General features: G+C 53.4%; 13 protein-coding genes and 2 pseudogenes. 11 read left to right on the plus strand and 4 right to left on the minus strand.

Annotation, left to right across the window (positions count from 1 at the left end):
• The 11 genes and pseudogenes from AC2FND_RS16210 to AC2FND_RS16260 form a co-directional block, all read left to right on the plus strand.
• On the plus strand, window positions 1-778 hold a 778-nt coding region (locus AC2FND_RS16210; protein ID WP_496770866.1), incomplete at its 5' end, for a D-cysteine desulfhydrase family protein.
• Between the two features lie 30 nt (window positions 779-808).
• Complete coding sequence (locus AC2FND_RS16215) at window positions 809-1,672, plus strand: amino acid ABC transporter substrate-binding protein (RefSeq protein ID WP_480484728.1); 864 nt, start codon at window positions 809-811, stop codon at window positions 1,670-1,672.
• Between the two features lie 75 nt (window positions 1,673-1,747).
• Window positions 1,748-2,464, plus strand: coding sequence for an amino acid ABC transporter permease (locus AC2FND_RS16220; RefSeq protein WP_480484727.1), 717 nt, complete (start codon window positions 1,748-1,750; stop codon window positions 2,462-2,464).
• 3 nt (window positions 2,465-2,467) lie between these two features.
• The gene (locus AC2FND_RS16225; protein ID WP_480484726.1) at window positions 2,468-3,124 is read left to right on the plus strand and encodes an amino acid ABC transporter permease; all 657 of its coding nucleotides are present in this window, start codon (window positions 2,468-2,470) and stop codon (window positions 3,122-3,124) included.
• A complete protein-coding gene (locus tag AC2FND_RS16230; RefSeq protein ID WP_480508367.1) occupies window positions 3,121-3,849 on the plus strand; it encodes an amino acid ABC transporter ATP-binding protein in 729 nt (242 codons plus the stop codon). Before AC2FND_RS16225 ends, AC2FND_RS16230 begins: the two co-directional genes overlap by 4 nt.
• A 106-nt stretch (window positions 3,850-3,955) precedes the next feature.
• Window positions 3,956-4,765, plus strand: coding sequence for a helix-turn-helix domain-containing protein (locus tag AC2FND_RS16235; protein WP_496770868.1), 810 nt, complete (start codon window positions 3,956-3,958; stop codon window positions 4,763-4,765).
• Window positions 4,766-5,529: 764 nt separating this feature from the next.
• Window positions 5,530-5,706 (plus strand): annotated as a pseudogene (locus AC2FND_RS16240) (IS6 family transposase); the annotation flags it as partial.
• Between the two features lie 94 nt (window positions 5,707-5,800).
• Window positions 5,801-6,796 (plus strand): helix-turn-helix domain-containing protein, encoded by a 996-nt coding sequence (locus AC2FND_RS16245; protein WP_496770869.1) that lies wholly within the window; start codon window positions 5,801-5,803, stop codon window positions 6,794-6,796.
• A 962-nt stretch (window positions 6,797-7,758) separates the two neighbouring features.
• Entirely contained in the window at window positions 7,759-9,321 is a 1,563-nt protein-coding gene (locus AC2FND_RS16250; protein ID WP_496770870.1) for a Hint domain-containing protein, read from the plus strand.
• A 283-nt stretch (window positions 9,322-9,604) separates the two neighbouring features.
• A complete protein-coding gene (locus tag AC2FND_RS16255; RefSeq protein WP_496770871.1) occupies window positions 9,605-10,567 on the plus strand; it encodes a LytTR family DNA-binding domain-containing protein in 963 nt (320 codons plus the stop codon).
• 1,596 nt (window positions 10,568-12,163) lie between these two features.
• Window positions 12,164-12,778: a DUF6778 family protein gene (locus tag AC2FND_RS16260; protein WP_496770873.1), complete on the plus strand. Its 615-nt coding sequence runs from the start codon at window positions 12,164-12,166 to the stop codon at window positions 12,776-12,778.
• 102 nt (window positions 12,779-12,880) lie between these two features.
• Here AC2FND_RS16260 and AC2FND_RS16265 read toward each other — a convergent pair whose 3' ends face one another.
• From AC2FND_RS16265 to AC2FND_RS16280, 4 genes and pseudogenes are all read right to left on the minus strand, one after another.
• Complete coding sequence (locus tag AC2FND_RS16265) at window positions 12,881-13,582, minus strand: IS6 family transposase (protein WP_496770874.1); 702 nt, start codon at window positions 13,580-13,582, stop codon at window positions 12,881-12,883.
• 173 nt (window positions 13,583-13,755) lie between these two features.
• Entirely contained in the window at window positions 13,756-15,471 is a 1,716-nt protein-coding gene (locus tag AC2FND_RS16270; protein WP_496770877.1) for an adenylate/guanylate cyclase domain-containing protein, read from the minus strand.
• Window positions 15,472-15,718: 247 nt separating this feature from the next.
• Window positions 15,719-16,352: pseudogene (locus AC2FND_RS16275) on the minus strand (tyrosine-type recombinase/integrase).
• Between the two features lie 149 nt (window positions 16,353-16,501).
• Window positions 16,502-16,935 (minus strand): OsmC family protein (locus AC2FND_RS16280; protein WP_496770876.1); only part of this gene is annotated, 434 nt, incomplete at its 5' end.

Raw genomic sequence — 16,935 nt, forward strand, 5'->3', positions numbered from 1 at the left:
ACGACAGACAGCAGCCGCAGCAGCCCGGTTGGGGCTGAACTGCCATATCCTGCTTGAGGATCGCACCGGGTCGAATGACGAGATTTATAACTTCAACGGTAATGTTCTGCTGGATCAGCTACATGGCGCAACCGTTTCCAAACGAGCAGGTGGTGCCGACATGAACGCTGAAATGAAGGCCTTGGCCAGCACGCTGCAAGATCAGGGCCGCAAGACCTACATCATCCCGGGCGGCGGCTCCAATCGCGTTGGGGCGTTGGGTTATGTGAATTGTGCCGCCGAGTTGGAAGAGCAAGCCGGAAACATCGGTCTCAAGATTGACGCCCTGGTTCATGCCACCGGCAGTGCGGGAACCCAAGCAGGGCTGGTGGCTGGACTTGCTGCCCTTGGCAGCAACATTCACTTGCTTGGGATCGGTGTTCGGGCACCTCAGGGGAAACAGGAAGGCATGGTCTATGACCTGGCCTGCAAGACCATGGATTACCTTGGAATGGGGGCCGTGATTGAACGTACCTCGGTGCGCGCGAACTGTGATTATGTTGGCCCAGGCTACGGCCTGCCGACCGACGGCATGCGTGCGGCGCTTCTGAAACTGGCTCAACTCGAAGGGCTTTTGTTTGACCCGGTCTATTCGGGCAAAGGGCTCGATGGCCTGATTGATCAAGTTCGCAAAGGCTACTTCGAAGGAATGGATAATGTTGTGTTTCTGCACACCGGTGGAAGTGCAGCGTTATTTGGATATTCCGGCATTTTCGATCTGCCGGGCTATCAGGACTAACAAAAGCAACAGAAACTAAGGGAGAAAACCATGAAATATATGAAACCAGCGGCCGTATTGGCTTTTGCCTTGGCCTTTTCTGCTCCGGCTGTGGCTGAGGATCGCACGGGAACTTTGGCCAAGATTGACGCCTCGGGCGAAATTGTCATTGGACACCGGGAAAGCTCTGTTCCGTTTGCCTACCTGGACGAGAACCAAAATCCGGTTGGGTATTCGATCGACCTTTGCATGAAGGTGGTCGAAGCGGTTTCCGCCGAACTGGGTAAGGAACTGACGATCAAATATGTGCCGGTGAACCCCAAGACCCGGATCGCACTGATGGCCAATGGCACGATTGACCTTGAATGCGGCTCGACCACGAACAACCTGACCCGTCAGGAGCAGGTCGAGTATCTGCCCACGACCTTCATCACCGGTACCAAACTGATGGTCCGTAAAGACTCCGGCATCAATTCGGTTGCAGATCTGGGCGGCAAGGCCGTTGCGTTGGCGCAGGGCACCACCAACGAGCGTGCCGTCAAGGCCGCAATTGAAGAGCTGGGGCTGGACGTGAAGGTTCTTCCGGTGCGGGATCATGCCGAGGGCATGTTGTCTTTGGAAACTGATCGTGTGGATGTCTATGCCACGGATCACATCCTTCTGTTCGGGCTCATTGCAAAATCCAAGACCCCCGAAGATTTCGCGGTGGTCGGCGATTTCCTGTCTTTCGATCCCTATGCGTTGATGGTGCGCCGCGACGACAGCGCCTTTGAACTGATCGGCAAGAAGGCTATGGCAGATGTGTTCCGCTCGGGTGAGATCAACGACATCTATGCCAAGTGGTTCGATCCGCTGGGCGTCGGTCAGACAGACCTGCTGAAGGCTGCGTTCCAGCTTAATGCGCTGCCGGAATAACCTCCTCCTGTAGCAACACTGTCGGGCCTGCACCATGCGCGGGAGGCCCGGCACCATTTTATCAGGGTAGAAAGCATGAACTACAACTGGAACTGGGGTGTCCTCTTTGAAGAGGAATACCTTGGCTGGCTGATATCGGGGCTGGGGTGGACCTTTGCGGTCGCGCTTGTGGCCTGGGTTCTTGCGCTGGCCGTCGGTGTTCTAATTGGCGTCGGGCGCACACTGCCATCGCGGCCTGTTGCCTTACTTTGCACCACCTACGTTGAACTTTTTCGTAATGTGCCGCTTCTTGTGCAACTGTTCCTGTGGTACTTCGTCATGCCTGAGATCGTTCCGGATGATCTGGGTCGTTGGATGAAGCGGGACATGCCAAATCCCGAGTATGTTACGGCTGTTATCGGTCTAGGACTTTACACCGCAAGCCGCGTTGCCGAACAGGTTCGTGCCGGGATCAATGCCGTCGGTCACGGGTTGACCAGCGCAGCCTATGCCAATGGCTTCTCGACTGCGCAGACATATCGCTACGTGTTGTTGCCGATTTCCTTCCGGCTGATCGTGCCGCCGATGACCTCTGAATTCCTGACTATCTTCAAGAATTCCTCACTGGCGCTGACCATCGGCCTTCTTGAACTGACGGCGCAAAGCCAGCAGATCGCGGAATACACTTTTCAAGGATTTGAGGCCTTTACCGCAGCGACGGTCATCTACGTCGTCATCGCTCTTGGTGCGACAGTCATCGCGCAGACACTTGAAAAATACACCCGCATCCCGGGTTTTGTCGGAAAAGGCTGAATTATGGGTGATTTTGATCTTTCCGTCATCTGGAACAATCTTCCATTTCTTTGGCAGGGCTTGCAGCTCTCGCTATGGCTTACCTTTCTTGCTGTGATCGGCGGTATCATTTTGGGGACCGGCCTTGCCTTGATGCGGCTATCTGGTATCGCGCCATTGGCTCTGCTCGCCGCAGGTTATGTGAACCTGATCCGCTCGGTGCCGCTGATCTTGGTGATCTTCTGGTTCTACTTCCTGGTGCCTCTTGCTTTGGGTCGGCCGATTGGCGGCTTCTATTCGGCGCTGATCGCCTTTGTCATGTTCGAGGCGGCCTACTATTCAGAAATTATCCGGGCAGGCATTCAGTCAGTCCGCAAAGGACAGGTGCATGCCGGACAGGCCACTGGCCTCAGCTACTGGCAGATCCAGCGCTATGTGGTCCTGCCACAGGCGTTCCGGAACATGATCCCGATCCTTGTGACGCAGGGCATCATTCTGTTCCAGGATACCAGCCTTGTCTTTGTTGTCAGCTTGCGCGACTTCATGACCGCCTCATCCATTGTCGCCCGAACCGAGGGCCGGCTTGCTGAGATGTATATCTTCGCCGCCCTTGTCTACTTCAGCATTTGCTTCGCCGGTTCACTTGTTGTCCGGCACCTTCAGAAGGCCAAAACAGCATGATCAGCATTGAAAACATCTCTAAATGGTACGGCAACTTTCAGGTGCTGACCGATTGCACCACCAACGTCAAAAAAGGCGAGGTTGTAGTGGTCTGCGGTCCGTCCGGATCAGGAAAGTCCACCCTTATCAAATGCGTTAACGGGTTGGAGCCGGTGCAGCAGGGCCGCATTCAGGTTGAAGACGTGGATGTCACCGCAAAAGGCACTAATCTTACCAAGCTGCGCTCGCGCATTGGTATGGTGTTCCAGCACTTTGAGCTTTACCCACATATGAGCGTGCGCGAGAACCTTTGTCTGGGCCAGCAGAAAGTCCTGGGCCGGTCACGTGACGAGGCCAACGCCAAAGCTGAAGCTCTGATCAATCGGGTTGGGCTCCTGCCACATATCGAAAAATTTCCCGGGCAGCTTTCAGGTGGACAGCAGCAGAGGGTCGCCATCAGCCGGGCGCTGGCTATGGATCCGATTGCGATGCTGTTTGATGAACCGACTTCGGCCCTTGATCCGGAAATGATCAATGAGGTTCTGGATGTGATGGTCGAACTGGCAAAGGACGGTATGACAATGATGGTTGTTACGCACGAGATGGGCTTTGCACGCAAGGTGGCGGATCGGGTGGTGTTCATGGATGCTGGTCTGGTAATCGAAGACCGTCCCACCGAGCAGTTTTTTAGCAACCCGGAAAGTGATCGAGCGCAGGACTTTCTGAGCAAGATTCTGAACCACTAGGCGTGCGATAGCGTATATACCTTTGAAACTGGTTCAGCTTTTAGGAGACACACAGCGTGTTGATGAGTAAACTTTTCCCCTGCTCTCGCTGGAAAAGAGGTTGAAGATGACAAGGGATACAGCCAGCCAATCAGATATGCGGGACGCGCTGGCAGCACGACTAAACCACCTCGCTAAACAGGTTGGGTCAGTGAAATTCTTGGCTGATGTTGCAGGTGTGAACCGTACGCAAATGAGCCGATATTTGGCCGGAACGTCGGTGCCCAGGGCCGAACTTTTGGCTCAGGTTGGAAAGCGCCTAGCAATCCCCTTGGATTGGTTTTTTGAAACTGGAGAGCCGGGCAGAGACCTTGCAGAGCTCAAATTTGGGATGTCTTTCCGGAACGCAGTTGTCGGTGGGAAATTTCAGGTTCTAGAACCATATATGCCGGAAGGTTTCTATCTTTTCTGGAAGCAGATGTTTACGGACAACACTAAGGCAGAAGTGTTGCTGGGCAAAGTCTACTGTGATGAAGGCGTCCACGAGATGCGCATAAGCATGATTCGAGTGGCGAGAAAGTATGGAGAAGTGGCCGAAGCGTGGGGAGGTCGTAATGATTGTAAGAATACACTGTTCATGAGTGGCGGCAACCTCGGCATGATTTCCTTCGACGGTGCCGAAAACATCGTCGTTCACGGTCATCTTACGAAACAAACCTTCGTTAATCGCAGAGTTGTTTCAACACCTGTTTTTGCAGGTGACTTTTACTGTCCTCATCCAGAGAAGTCCGGAAGGTCAATCTTTGTTAAGGGCGTACTAGAGAAGGTACCAACCGACACCTCAAGTCTGCTAAAGGCGGGGCGAAGATGTGGACGGTTTGAGTTGTCCGATTTACCTGACTACATCAAGCGGTTATTGGCCGCTTCGGAGGAATGACTCCCGGTAGCTCGGATGGATTCCAGGGAAGCACTTGCAAAGTTTGACAAAGGGTGCACAGGCGTATCTTTGCCTATGCTCCATGGGTCTCGCACCAAAGGGCCCCCCCTATAGGTGAGTGAAAACCGATTTACTGGCCTGGACAGGACGGTCGCTCAGGAACTTCAACATTCCTTTGAGCAACCAGATGCCTCAAAGCCGCGCCGAATTCGAGCTCGGTTATTTGCTTCTCGGTGTCTCCGGCTAAAAAGAACCAGTCGAGGGGAATGTCAAAACCTTCTCTATCTGTGCCAGCAGCTCGGTTCTGGGTACTGAACTGCCGTTAAGGTATCGTTTCATCTGAACCCGGTTCATCTTGCACAAATTGGCAAAACTTCTAACAGATCCACTTTGCTCTGCGATAAACTGCGAACGGTTTTCTTAAGTTCTCACGTAGAACGGAAGAGTGTTTTGCGCGGGATGTTTTGACGAACCGACTATTTGTATCAACCTGTAGTTTTTCCCTGTCGCACATGTGCGACAGAGTGCAACAATTTAACAATTCTTGCAACAAATTGTAACCTATCGACCGCCCCTTTGCCCCTGTAAATAAAGGATAAGTTGGACAGGGAGAAACGTCATTCTGGGCAGTCTGCTTTTGTTTTGACTGGCTGGGTCGTGACCCTAAGGCGACAAATGCCGGACCTGTTGCAAGCTTTGACCATTGACGCTCGGGAATGCAGAGAGTGAACAGCCGCCCGTGTAATTCAGCCGAAAGTCAGTTCATGACTTCCTTCAAAGGCGCGCAGTATCCGAAAGATGTGATCCTCTTCGCAGTGTTCTCCTATGTCCGATACGGTGTGTCATATCGCGATCTGGAAGAGATCATGCATGAGCGAGGCGTCGCAGCAGATCACACGACGCTAAAGGCCAATTCAAACCGAGACACTGTCCGTTTCGCCAATTCTCCGAGTTGGCCGCATAACGAAGCAGGTCGGATGTATTTCCCTGAACTTCGGTAAACCTCGCAACAAACCCCAGTGAGATCAGTCGGTTATGACGAACCACGACGAAACGAGAGTTGTATTCCCTGCGTTTTTCCGGGAACAATTCCGGGGGCAGTTCGGTAAGATCCTTGGGCATGAGCTGCCCTGGACGGACAGTAATCAATTGGATGCGAGCCTGGAGGAAATCTGGAACGCCTTCGAAGCCGCCGACCGGATCATTGGAGAGCATTGGCCGCTACTTGCGACCAGTCTGTGGCAATACGGTTCCCATAAACTGATTTCGACATTCATTGAGACCAGCGCAAACGTTGCAACGGCCCTGAAAGAAATAATGTCGGAAGAAACCGCCTATCTGCCGGTTTTTTGCTCGAGCCTGGAAGCGGCAAGTGAAGGGATGGTCGCGAGGGTAGCCCCGTCCATTGAAATATCTCGACGCAACTGGGACATTATTCTTACGCTCTTCGTATTGGGTCAGACCGCATTCTTTAAAAGGCATGCCCCTGAAGAAACGAAACGTATCGTTTTCCGAACATGTATTCCCAAGTCCTCTCATTCCGAGACGCTGCAACAGCTTGCGACATCGAAGATACTCTTCGATCAACCGTTTGAACAATGTCATGTAGTGTATCCGTTCGATCTGTTGTCGAAGTCTGTGGGTTACCGGAATGATTCCCTGAATAAGATTCTTTTGACGGAAATCCGACGTATCGCGCACCTGCCGCGCTCTACAAACGGGATTTCGCCGAAACTTCGGACCCTTTTGAGAAATAGCATGCCGCTGCCGCTTTCGGCGGAAGATGCGGCAACAAAACTTGGCATGTCGCGCAGTTCCATGCACCGCCATCTAGGATCGGAGGGGCTGAGTTACAAAGAGATATTGCATCAGGAGCGCCGTGAATACCTGATGGTCCACCTCTCTTATCTAAGCCACAATGATCTGGATCACGAAGCCTTGGGCTTTGGCTCTCGGCGGGCATTGAATGACTTTTGTAACATCCATCTGGGTCGCCCTCTAAGAACCTTCCTTAAAAAACGCCAAAGATAAGGTGCTGTGTAGTCGGCCTCGAGCAGCTTCCTTTCAGCCCAAAGTCGCACACCGTTTTTCGGAGTTAAGATGAGGTGGCTCCGGCTCACGCCGGACGAAGATCCGGTTTGATCCACAATGTTACACAATCAGGGATGCCGCATGGAATTGCGTATCTCCGGTTGAGACAGAAAAGGTAATCTGAGACGGGGAACGACATTATTGGCCCAAAGTCGCCAGGTCATTTGGAACTGCCAGAAAACATTGATTAACTATGTTTTGCAGGCCTTTGCGGTCTGATTTTTTTGCGGCCGGGGTGGGTGGCTGCTCGGTTCGGTGGTTGCTGTTGTTGATACGTAAGGACGGATACACCCATGCCCCAGCGGGATTCGCCAGAGACGCTTTGTCTCCGGGGAACGCGCTTGGGCAGATGCCACAGCTTCTTGGTTCTTCAGGGCCGGGCGCTTCGTGCTCCAACTACAGATCAGGACGGTTCTGCACGGTTACTGATCCTTGCATACAGTACAAATCCGGCGTTTCCAGCGTGCTCTCGGGAGGCTTCGCAAGCTCAGGTGGCGTTGTATCCGGCCTCGCGCCTGACGCGCGTGGGTGTGCTGTCTCACCCGCGACGACGCCTGATGGTTGTCTCGACCGGACGGTTGCCCCGATTTCCAAAGCGATTTTCGTAGGCGAAGCTAGATACAAGACGTCCCGCACCCTGATCGTTGGCGCCACGGATACGTTCCTGAAGCCATCCCATTGTCCCGAGAAAACACCGACCACTGGGTTCGCCCATGTGTCGCTTCAATCCGGAGGTAATGCTGCACAACAGATTGACCGGGTTCATTCGTGGTCAGTCACATGATGGCGATAACTGTGCAGCCGATTGCCGGGGCTTCTTTTGCTTGTGACGCGGAGATCCTTCCCCGCGAGATCCAAACTTTGGGGCAACTAAATAGTTTAGAGCGCGAGGAATTAGGCTAATGGCGACAATCAACGGAGACGACAACGACAACGTCCTTAACGGTACCACTGGCGACGATACAATCAACGGGAATGGCGGCAACGACACAATTGATGCGGGCGCTGGCAATGACACGATTGATGGTGGCGATGGCAATGACACCATCATTGGCGGCAATGGATCTGACACCATCAATGGAGGTGCCGGAGATGACTATATCGACTTGCTGGATTCGACTACTTCTGCACCAGATACTGTCGATGCTGGGTCAGGGAATGATACTGTAAGGGCCTGGTTTGGCAACGATACCATTGATGGCGGCGATGGAACCGACCTGATTGACTACAGTAGCATAGGGAAGGCGACTCCAGTTGACATTGATCTTGCCGCTGGAACCGCCGACATAATCGGCGCGACATTTGGTACCCAGACAGTCACGAATTTTGAAGATGCGACCGGAACGTTTGGCGATGATACAATCGCCGGGACGGACGGCGCCAATGTGTTGAGCGGTCACAATGGGGATGACATTCTTGATGGCCGTGGTGGTGACGACACGCTCGACGGCGGTACAGGCAACGATATCATTGACGGCGGGGCGGGTAACGACAGCATCACCGGCGGTGACGGCGATGATACTCTGACAGGAGGAGATGGCGACGACACGTTTCTGTTAAGTGATGGACGCGATGTTATCACCGATTTCAACACCGGCAACACCGGTGCGATTGATGATGGCGATCAGACCAATAACGATTTTGTTGATCTGAGCGGTTACTACAGCCAGGCCAATTATGACGCAGCAGTTCTTGCCGGGCACATCGACCCGCTTGTTATCAAGAACCCGCTGCAATGGCTGCAAGCTGACCAAGCCGATGACGGCATTCTGAACGACACCTTTGCAGGCTGGGACGCCAATACCACCCTGACATTGCAAAATGGAGGTGTCCCCGTTGCAGGTTCAAATCTGACTTTCGACAACACGAACGTGGTTTGTTTCACCAAGGGGGCGATGATCCTGACACCCAACGGCGAGGTTCCGGTCGAACATCTCAAGGTAGGGGATTTTGTGGTCACGATGGACAACGGGCTCAAACCGATCCGCTGGATTGGTTGCCGGGAACTGAACGCTTGTGAACTTCAGACGATGCCCAATCTTCGTCCGGTTCTGATCCCGGCAGGCCAACTTGGCAACAAACGCGATCTTTTGGTTTCGCGCCAGCACGGCATGGTACTGGATACCCCGACTGGCGGAGGCGGTCAGCAATTGGTCCGGGCCTGCCATCTGGCCGAAACACAGGGACCGATCCGTATCGCGAATGGCAAGAAGTCCGTCTGCTACTATCACATCATGTTTGATCAGCACGAGATCATCTTTGCCGAAGGTGCGCCAAGCGAAAGCTTCTATCCCGGCCCGATGGGGCTGCGGGCGCTTGGGCATTCCGCTTTCTGCGAGTTGGCGCAGATATTCCCTGAAATGAGACAAGTCCTGACCCAGTGCCGGGCCCCAGAGCTTGCCTACGGCGAACGAGCCAGAGCTTTTGCGAAACGCAAAGCCGTTCTATCTGTCGCAATGCACTGATTTTCGCTGAAGCTGCGCCCAAATTAGAGTGATGAATAATATTCGGTTCTGACGGGCATTGGTTCGACACCGAATATCCGAATTGACACTCGATACGTCAAATTTGAGGGGTTACTCTGAAGCGGCGTTTATTGCCTTTAAGTGTCAATTACACAGATCTCACCACCTGAAACACGCCTCGTGATTAATGGTCGGTTGTCGGAACAAGTCGCCTTGATTAAATCGGGCAGTCAGAAAAAGAGGCGAAAGCTATGTGCCGTTCTGATCGTTGTAAGTGTGCAATATGACGCAAAAGAATGCTGAGCTAAGTGGCGATGCAGGGTTGCCCGAAAAAAGAACCGGGATCTTTGCTCTGTATAAAGAAATATCTCGTCTTACTACGCGGGTAATCCGAAAACTGCAAACCGACCAAAAAGCTCTAAAACACGCTGCGGTAGAGTTATTTACGACTGATACGACGCAAGAAATAAGAAAAAAGCGTGAGTGGGAAGTCAGTAGGTTATTCGGGCGCGTCGCGATGCAATCACCAGAGATCGTTGCCAGCTATCTGGTGTTATTGATATTTCTGCCTATCACCAGACCATTCGGTAGTGATGCGTCTCAGTTGAAAATACTGGTTAGTCTTTTGTGGTTTTTCGGTACGATTGCTCATTACTTTTTTGCCACGCTAACTATTAAATACATCTTCTACTATGTAAGGTTTCGTTTCGGGCATTTTATTAGCCTCATAGCAAATGTGTGCGTGTATTCGGTTATCTGCATTATTACACCAATTGTAGTGGTTTCATTTTTCCCAGAGCCAGTGAAACTGGAAGTATCGCAGATGTCGATCTGCTTTCCTTTGGTAATCGCGATAGGTGCCATTTCCACATACTTCAAATATGTAACGATTGAGCATCCGCTTTTTGTGCCGGAAAACGGATACCGGAAGTTACTTATTCACGTTCCCTTGGACAAGAGGGGGACGGTGTTATCCGTATCGGCAGAAGACCACTACATCCGGATAGCAACAACCGCCGGCACAGCCCTTGTCAGAATGGCCTTCACTGACGCACTTAAGCTCTTGGCATCCGAAAAGGGAGACCAATGTCACAGATCGCACTGGGTCTCTTTTGACGCGGTTCAGACTCTGGAAAAGCGCTCAGGCGGTGGCTGCGTCGCAGAGCTTCTTAACGGGGATCGGATTCCCGTTGCCAAGAGTAGGGCAAAAGAATTCCAGGCAATCCTATCATACAGAAATTCCTAAGCATCCTGGCCAGTGTCATTGCATGGGTCGAGATGTGGGTAAAGGATTCTCCGTGACGCAAACCTGCGCGCGACACACTACTCTCCCCTCTCCTGATTTGCTGTTTACAATCATTTTCTAGTCCGCGTGGTTCGCGATGTTATCGACCATTTCGCGTTAGCTATCAGGAATTTAACGAATTTCGCAGGCATGCTGCGACATTCGGTTTTACACTGCTGCATTAACTTTCGAACATCGTTGCTGACGCGAAACACGCACTCCTGCGATCAGAACGCGTCACCAAGAGTAAAGTAGGGAGCGCCCGAAGTTGCTCAGCGACGGTGCGCTCGTTTCGGGGATGTGAGGAATGACAGTTGCCGGCAGGATCACCACTGCACCTTCGTGTGAAATCAAAGTCGAGACCAACGGGTCACGATGCCGCGCCGCTATGGATAAATGCGAAACCCCGGAAGAAAGGTCATGGCCGAGCGGATGGTGGTTGGTGCCAGCATTTATCTTCGGTACCTTTATATGGGGTGCCATCCTGGCGGCGGTGGTGTTCTGACTCGGATTCCCGACATTCCCGGAAGGATCTGGAGTGTAGTTCAATGGTTTTCTGTGCCAGTTGCAAAGCGCAGCAATACCGCGACTACGTCCGGGAAACCGCGATAGCGCGACCGTTCAACCGTCGGATAACAGTCATCGTAGCTCTTATCATCTTGGCATTGGTGTGGGAGATTTTGACTGGGCTAGCGATAAAAGCGTTCTTTGTGCCTTTGTTCACATTCGCCGCTTTTCATTACCTTGATCGACAGGCCGCGATTTACAACTACCGGCACAGCGCATCACAGCGAACCCCTCAGTGCTGGCATCATCTTTATAAAGATGGGTTGCCGAATTGGTCATACTACCGTCAACACCGTCGCGCTCCGCTTTTTCGACAAGTTCGGCAGTAGCCTCAACCAAGCCAGTGTCAGGATGCATCGCGGAGCCCTTGTCGCAGCCAACAGGCAGTTCACGACTTTTCGCGGCAGTTCACGACAACGGGATTTACTTGATATTTCAGCCCAAGGCAGAATGGTCTCAAGGCACGCTGTCTTGCGGCTTCCAAATACAACACTGCATGTACCACTCACTCAACATGCGCACACAGAAGGAAGTCATTATGCGGAGTGTCTAGCTGGCGAAGGTGGTGGATGTGCGCAACCACCTTCGCCGCAGGGGCGTTAGATCGGACCAGGGTAACGGTATTGGTGAGTAACAGTGGACAGCATCTCATTAAGAAAATTCGGTGGGTTGACGATCTCCGTTCCAAAGAATGCGTGTAGTACAGTGCGCGGGCTGTTAACGACGCAAGAGATAGCAACTGCATCTGATGCAGTGCCGGTTTTTGACGAACGGGACCGTTCAAAGAAACGCAATGCGCAATCTTTGATCTGCCAGTTGAATTTTCGCACAACCTCGACAGTGTGCTAGCACGATGCCCCGGACCGCAATTTTCGAAGCGGAAAGAGGAAGAATACACCTTTTTGCTCGAATTCATGAAGCCGTTTCTCGTCTTGCCAGCCACACCGAACGCACAAAGAGACTTCCTATTTTCGCAACGGTGGAGACATCATGAATACCGGGCTTGTACAAGTCGTTGCCTTGACGATAATCCTTCTTTTGTCCGGCTGTGGTCAGACATGGCGCACTGATTATCATAAACCTCCGGATCGGCAGTTGGCCGCTCAATGGAAGGTTGTGGGTGTCGTATCGACAGTGCCAAGAAGCCTTTCTGTATCGGAGGCGAATACCTTTGCACCTGACGCTGATATTGTGTGGCGAGAAGACCCGCCCGGAGACAGATATGATCAAGTCGGCCGTATCATGCAGGATGCAGTTACGCGTGGGACTGTCGGTCTGCATGGTCAAAAAGCTGTTCGTGTAGAAGTGACAGTCAATCGCTTCCACGCCCTGACTGAAAAAACCCGCTACTCGAACTATCAGGTCGGTGTTCACAATATCGGTTTCGCGATCCGTGTCATAGATGCACATTCTGGCATCGTGCTGGCGTCTGAAGACGAAGTTGATGCCGATCTGATTGCGTATACGGGATTGCAGGCACTTGAAGCCGTCAGGCGCGGAGAAACGCAGCGTGTTCGCATCACACGCCACGTCGCCGCCGTCGTCGCCGGTTGGCTTGGAACAGGTCCGGACGTACGAGGTGCCTTCTCGCGGTCGGGCAGATAATCAGCCCGGCCGTGTCGCATGGATCGTTTCATCAGCGTGGCCAGGTGATTGGGTGTTGTCACGTTAACCCCCGAACAGCCAAGGAATACTGTTTTATGAAATTCAGGCTGTTTGAGTGGCGGCATTCCAGGCGTAAATTGCTTCGAGGCGGCGATATCGGATTGTTAAGGCGGAGCGACGGCGAGCGGAGACGCTGAAGCAATTGCGGATTGCTGAGTGGGTCGCTACGAACCTTTGCAACCCTCCTGGAGAACGATGGCCTTGCATCGTCCTTTCCCTCTTTCGGAAAGGGAGATGACTGTTTTCAGCTCGATTGTTGAGGCCTTTGTGCGACCAATGATCCAAACCTTGCGCGACCTCTCGCTTGGCGGCACCATACGAGCGTAGTTTGTCCGTAATGACCCGCTTGGGAATGAAACCAAGACACTTTATCAGGCGGCGCAACAGCCGTTTTGCCGCCCATTTGTCCCGCCTGGGTTGGAGGATTTCCTCCAGCACGACGCCATGCTGATCAACCGCACGCCAAAGCCAATACTTGCGCCCCGTGATTCTCACGGCAACTTCATCCAGATGCCAGACATCACCTGGACGGTTCCGTCTCTGCCGCAGATTTCGAGCTACCGCCGGCCCGAATTTGATGACACAACGCCGGACAGTTTCGTAAGAAGCATCGATCCCGCGCTGCAGCAGCATCTCTTCAACTTCCCGCAAGCTAAGATTAAAGCGAAGGTACAGCCACACCGCGTGCGCAATGATCTGAGGAGGAAATCGGTGACGCTTGTAGCAGATTGATGATGACTTCACCGACGTCACCTACCCCCAAATCATATCATCGGCAACCGAACGACAGTTAACTTGACAACACCGTCAGTTCAGCCCGTCTCTGATTTTGTGCTTGCGGCGAACGGCAGGTTCGACGGGCCGCATTGCAGTATAGGTTGGTAAAGCTCAATGGCCGGTTTGGGCTAGACCCCACGTTAATCTGTCAAACCGGCCAGCCGCAGACCATCGGTAAGCTGCTCGAAATCATCTGGCCGCCTCCACATGGACTGAAATCCGCGTACTAAGCTTTCGACAGTGTCTTCGCCGGCCTCGATACCGCGGCTTGAAAACTCATCGTGACGTTCAGTGATGAACTCGCTCAATGTTGCTGAAGCTTCCTTGTCCCGCCCAAGCTGAGCATAGGAAGCCGCAACGAACGCCGTGGCTAGCGAGTTGAGCCGCGCTGCTCCCATCAAAAACCCGAGCGTCGCCTCAAAATTGCTGTTGAAGAATTCGATCTGCCCCATGATCCAGTCAATCGCAGGTGGATGAAGAGGGTCCATCCGCATCGCCTGCCCTACGACCTCACGCGCTTTCTCTGGGTGGCCGAGCAGGAGGAAAGCATAACCGCACCAAGCCATCGACTCCGCCTCGCTTTCTATCATTGAAAGTGTCTTGTTGAACTGTGCCTCGGCTTCATCCCAAAGTCCGGCACAAAGATAGGCAAACCCGAGTTGGTCCTGGATGTAGACGTCACGGTTGTCCAGTGCCACGCCCTTTCGGGCGATCGTCAAGGTATGGGACGGCGCATCGGGATCTGCCAATCCGAGCCAAAGATCAATCACATAGGTATCTGAAAGGTACATGTAGGATCGAGCGATGGACGGATCGAGCGCAATTGCCCGTTCCAGCAGGGCTCTGGCTTTGGCTGTGTCGCGGGCATTCAGACTATCGCGTAGTGCCTTGCTCCTAAGCATCAATTCATATGCCTTCATCTCGTCTGCTGGCTTCTGCGCCGAACGGCCAACAACATCGTGCTGGACACGTCCCGGCAGAACCGCGACGATGCTGCGGGTCACCTCATCCTGAACGGAAAAAATGTCTTCCAGTTCGCGATCATAACGTTCGGACCATAGTTGCGCGCCCGAATGACCGTCAGCGAGCTGTACCGAGACTCTCACTCGGCCACCGGCCTTCCGGACGCTGCCTTCGACCAAGTAGTCTGCACCCAAGGTCTTGGCAATTTCGGAAGGATCGATCTCTTGTGCTCTGAACCGGAAAGAAGCATTTCGGGAAACAACCTGCAGCGTCCGAAATCGCGACAGACCGACTATGACATCTTCCGCGATGCCGTCGCTGAAGAAGGCCTGTTCTGGATCGCCGCTCAGGCTATGGAAAGGTAGCACCGCAATTGTTGCTTTTCCGGATGCCACAGGTTGAGGCGGTTCGGGGTGCCCCTGAACAGGCCCGCCAATACGCCAGGCATGCACCGGCTCGGCGATGTTTCGTACATTATGGGTTCCGGCATCCTCCCAGGTGACTGGAAGATTATTTCGGACAACGCGATAGACCGCTTCGGATACCAGTACACCACCGGGCGGGGCTAGCTTTTCCAGCCGCGCCGCGAGGTTCACACCCGATCCGAAGACGTCACCGTTGCGCAAAATAATATCACCGAGAGTGACGCCAATGCGGAAGCGTATTGGATCGGGGCCTGCCACTGGCGTATTTTGCCATTTAACGGCACAGGCAACGGCATCCGCCGCACTTTCAAAGCTCGCCAGTAAGCCGTCGCCCATCTGTTTGACGATACGACCGTGATAAAGGTCGACGAGCGGCGCAACGACGTTCTCGATATGAGCTGACAGCATTTCGAGAGTGCCAGCCTCGTCCCGTTCCATCCGACTTGTGTATCCGACCATATCAGCCATCAAAATGGCCGCCAGCTTTCGCCCCACGCTCGCGCCCCCCCTTTCCGATGCATACAACTTGCCGAGGGATTAGACAAAGCGAAATAAAAACCAGGCCTCAATGACAGCTTCGTCCGCGGTCCCAACCTTCAATGTCCATTCGATCTTGCAATTGTTGCGAAGGTCTACTCTTACGGGCCGCGCCGCCGCATCGCCGCCAAATGCCCAAAGGCAGCTGTGGGCCGCGAGCGACAACGGCCCGAAGTTGTTAGATTTCAATGGCCTCGGCGAATGTTAGCGCTTCTTCAAGTTCGACGCTTAGGTGCCGGACTGTGCTGTCCATCTTGGTGTGTTCGCGCAAGAGTTGAACCGCACCGCACGTTGCCGGTCTTCTTGTAAATCTGGGCTACCTTTGTTTACCTCATCGAATGCGTGCCAAATGCGCTCGCCTCTAGTCCGGTTGAAGTGGCCCAATCGCGGACGTTCCGCGGGTACTGGCGAGGTGTGATATGAAGACGCTCATGGAAGCGGCCCGGCCAAATGTACTCTGAGCCGATCATGAGTTCATCCTCCATCCACTTCTCGACCGAGGCGCTTGTGCCTTCGGATATCTCAAAGCGCACTGGTTTTTGCGTTTTGCTTTGCAATACGGAAGCCCGTTCTTTGATCTGGCCAGATGCCATGACGTCGACGACTTTCATCTTAACAAGGTCAGAGCCAAGCAGCTTGCTGTCGACCACCATGTTGAACAGTGCGAGTTCGCGATGATTTTCTGCCAATTCAAGACGAACACGGATTGTCCAGACATGCTTTGGCTTCGGCGACCGTTTTTGATCGACGATGCGGCCTTTTCTCCAAGCGGGGCGGAGTGAGCGAAGGGCTCGTGGGTTTGGTGTTCCCATGACTGATCCTCCGATCCGCCATGCCTCCCAGAGCGACAACGCGACGTTGACGAGGGACCTTATCACAGGATTGCTGCGCGGCCCCCCAGGTCAGCTCTGAGCCAATTTTGCTTGATGCAGCATTCTGCGAAACTGACCGTGAAGCCCAGTTATACCTCAGCCGAGTGAACCTCGATCCTCGTTTTGACAGAATTTGCGACGTAGCACTTCCCGTGAGCCTCGTGATGCAGACTCTTCAGAGTCTCTGGCAACGGCGGTTCTCCTGTCCAAGAAATATTCGGACGCAGATGAACTTGCGATAACCAAAGCTCCCCCTTTTCGTTTGCCTCCATATTCCCAATGGCTTTATCCAAATAGGAGGCGACCACATATCCGGCGCGGCGCGCGATTTCCAGAAACCAGAGCATGTGACAGGACGCAATCGCCGCGACCAGCGCCTCTTCAGGATCGATCCCCTCGGGGTTTGAGAATGGCGGCGGAACGACGAGCGGTGATGCCGATGCCTGACAAACAGCGCCGCCGTCAAATTCCCATCGGTGGGCCCGACTATAAGTGCCTCTTGCGAAATCGCCTATCACAAAAC

The organism is Ruegeria sp. BHSB056 (assembly GCF_059613305.1).

Bases quoted from the DNA above. Each gene is read 5' to 3' on its own strand.
- AC2FND_RS16260 (WP_496770873.1), top strand. From the start codon at position 12,164: ATGAATACCGGGCTTGTACAAGTCGTTGCCTTGACGATAATCCTTCTT.
- AC2FND_RS16220 (WP_480484727.1), top strand. From the start codon at position 1,748: ATGAACTACAACTGGAACTGGGGTGTCCTCTTTGAAGAGGAATACCTT.
- AC2FND_RS16245 (WP_496770869.1), top strand. From the start codon at position 5,801: ATGACGAACCACGACGAAACGAGAGTTGTATTCCCTGCGTTTTTCCGG.
- AC2FND_RS16270 (WP_496770877.1), bottom strand. From the start codon at position 15,471: ATGGCTGATATGGTCGGATACACAAGTCGGATGGAACGGGACGAGGCT.
- AC2FND_RS16225 (WP_480484726.1), top strand. From the start codon at position 2,468: ATGGGTGATTTTGATCTTTCCGTCATCTGGAACAATCTTCCATTTCTT.
- AC2FND_RS16230 (WP_480508367.1), top strand. From the start codon at position 3,121: ATGATCAGCATTGAAAACATCTCTAAATGGTACGGCAACTTTCAGGTG.
- AC2FND_RS16255 (WP_496770871.1), top strand. From the start codon at position 9,605: ATGACGCAAAAGAATGCTGAGCTAAGTGGCGATGCAGGGTTGCCCGAA.
- AC2FND_RS16235 (WP_496770868.1), top strand. From the start codon at position 3,956: ATGACAAGGGATACAGCCAGCCAATCAGATATGCGGGACGCGCTGGCA.
- AC2FND_RS16250 (WP_496770870.1), top strand. From the start codon at position 7,759: ATGGCGACAATCAACGGAGACGACAACGACAACGTCCTTAACGGTACC.
- AC2FND_RS16215 (WP_480484728.1), top strand. From the start codon at position 809: ATGAAATATATGAAACCAGCGGCCGTATTGGCTTTTGCCTTGGCCTTT.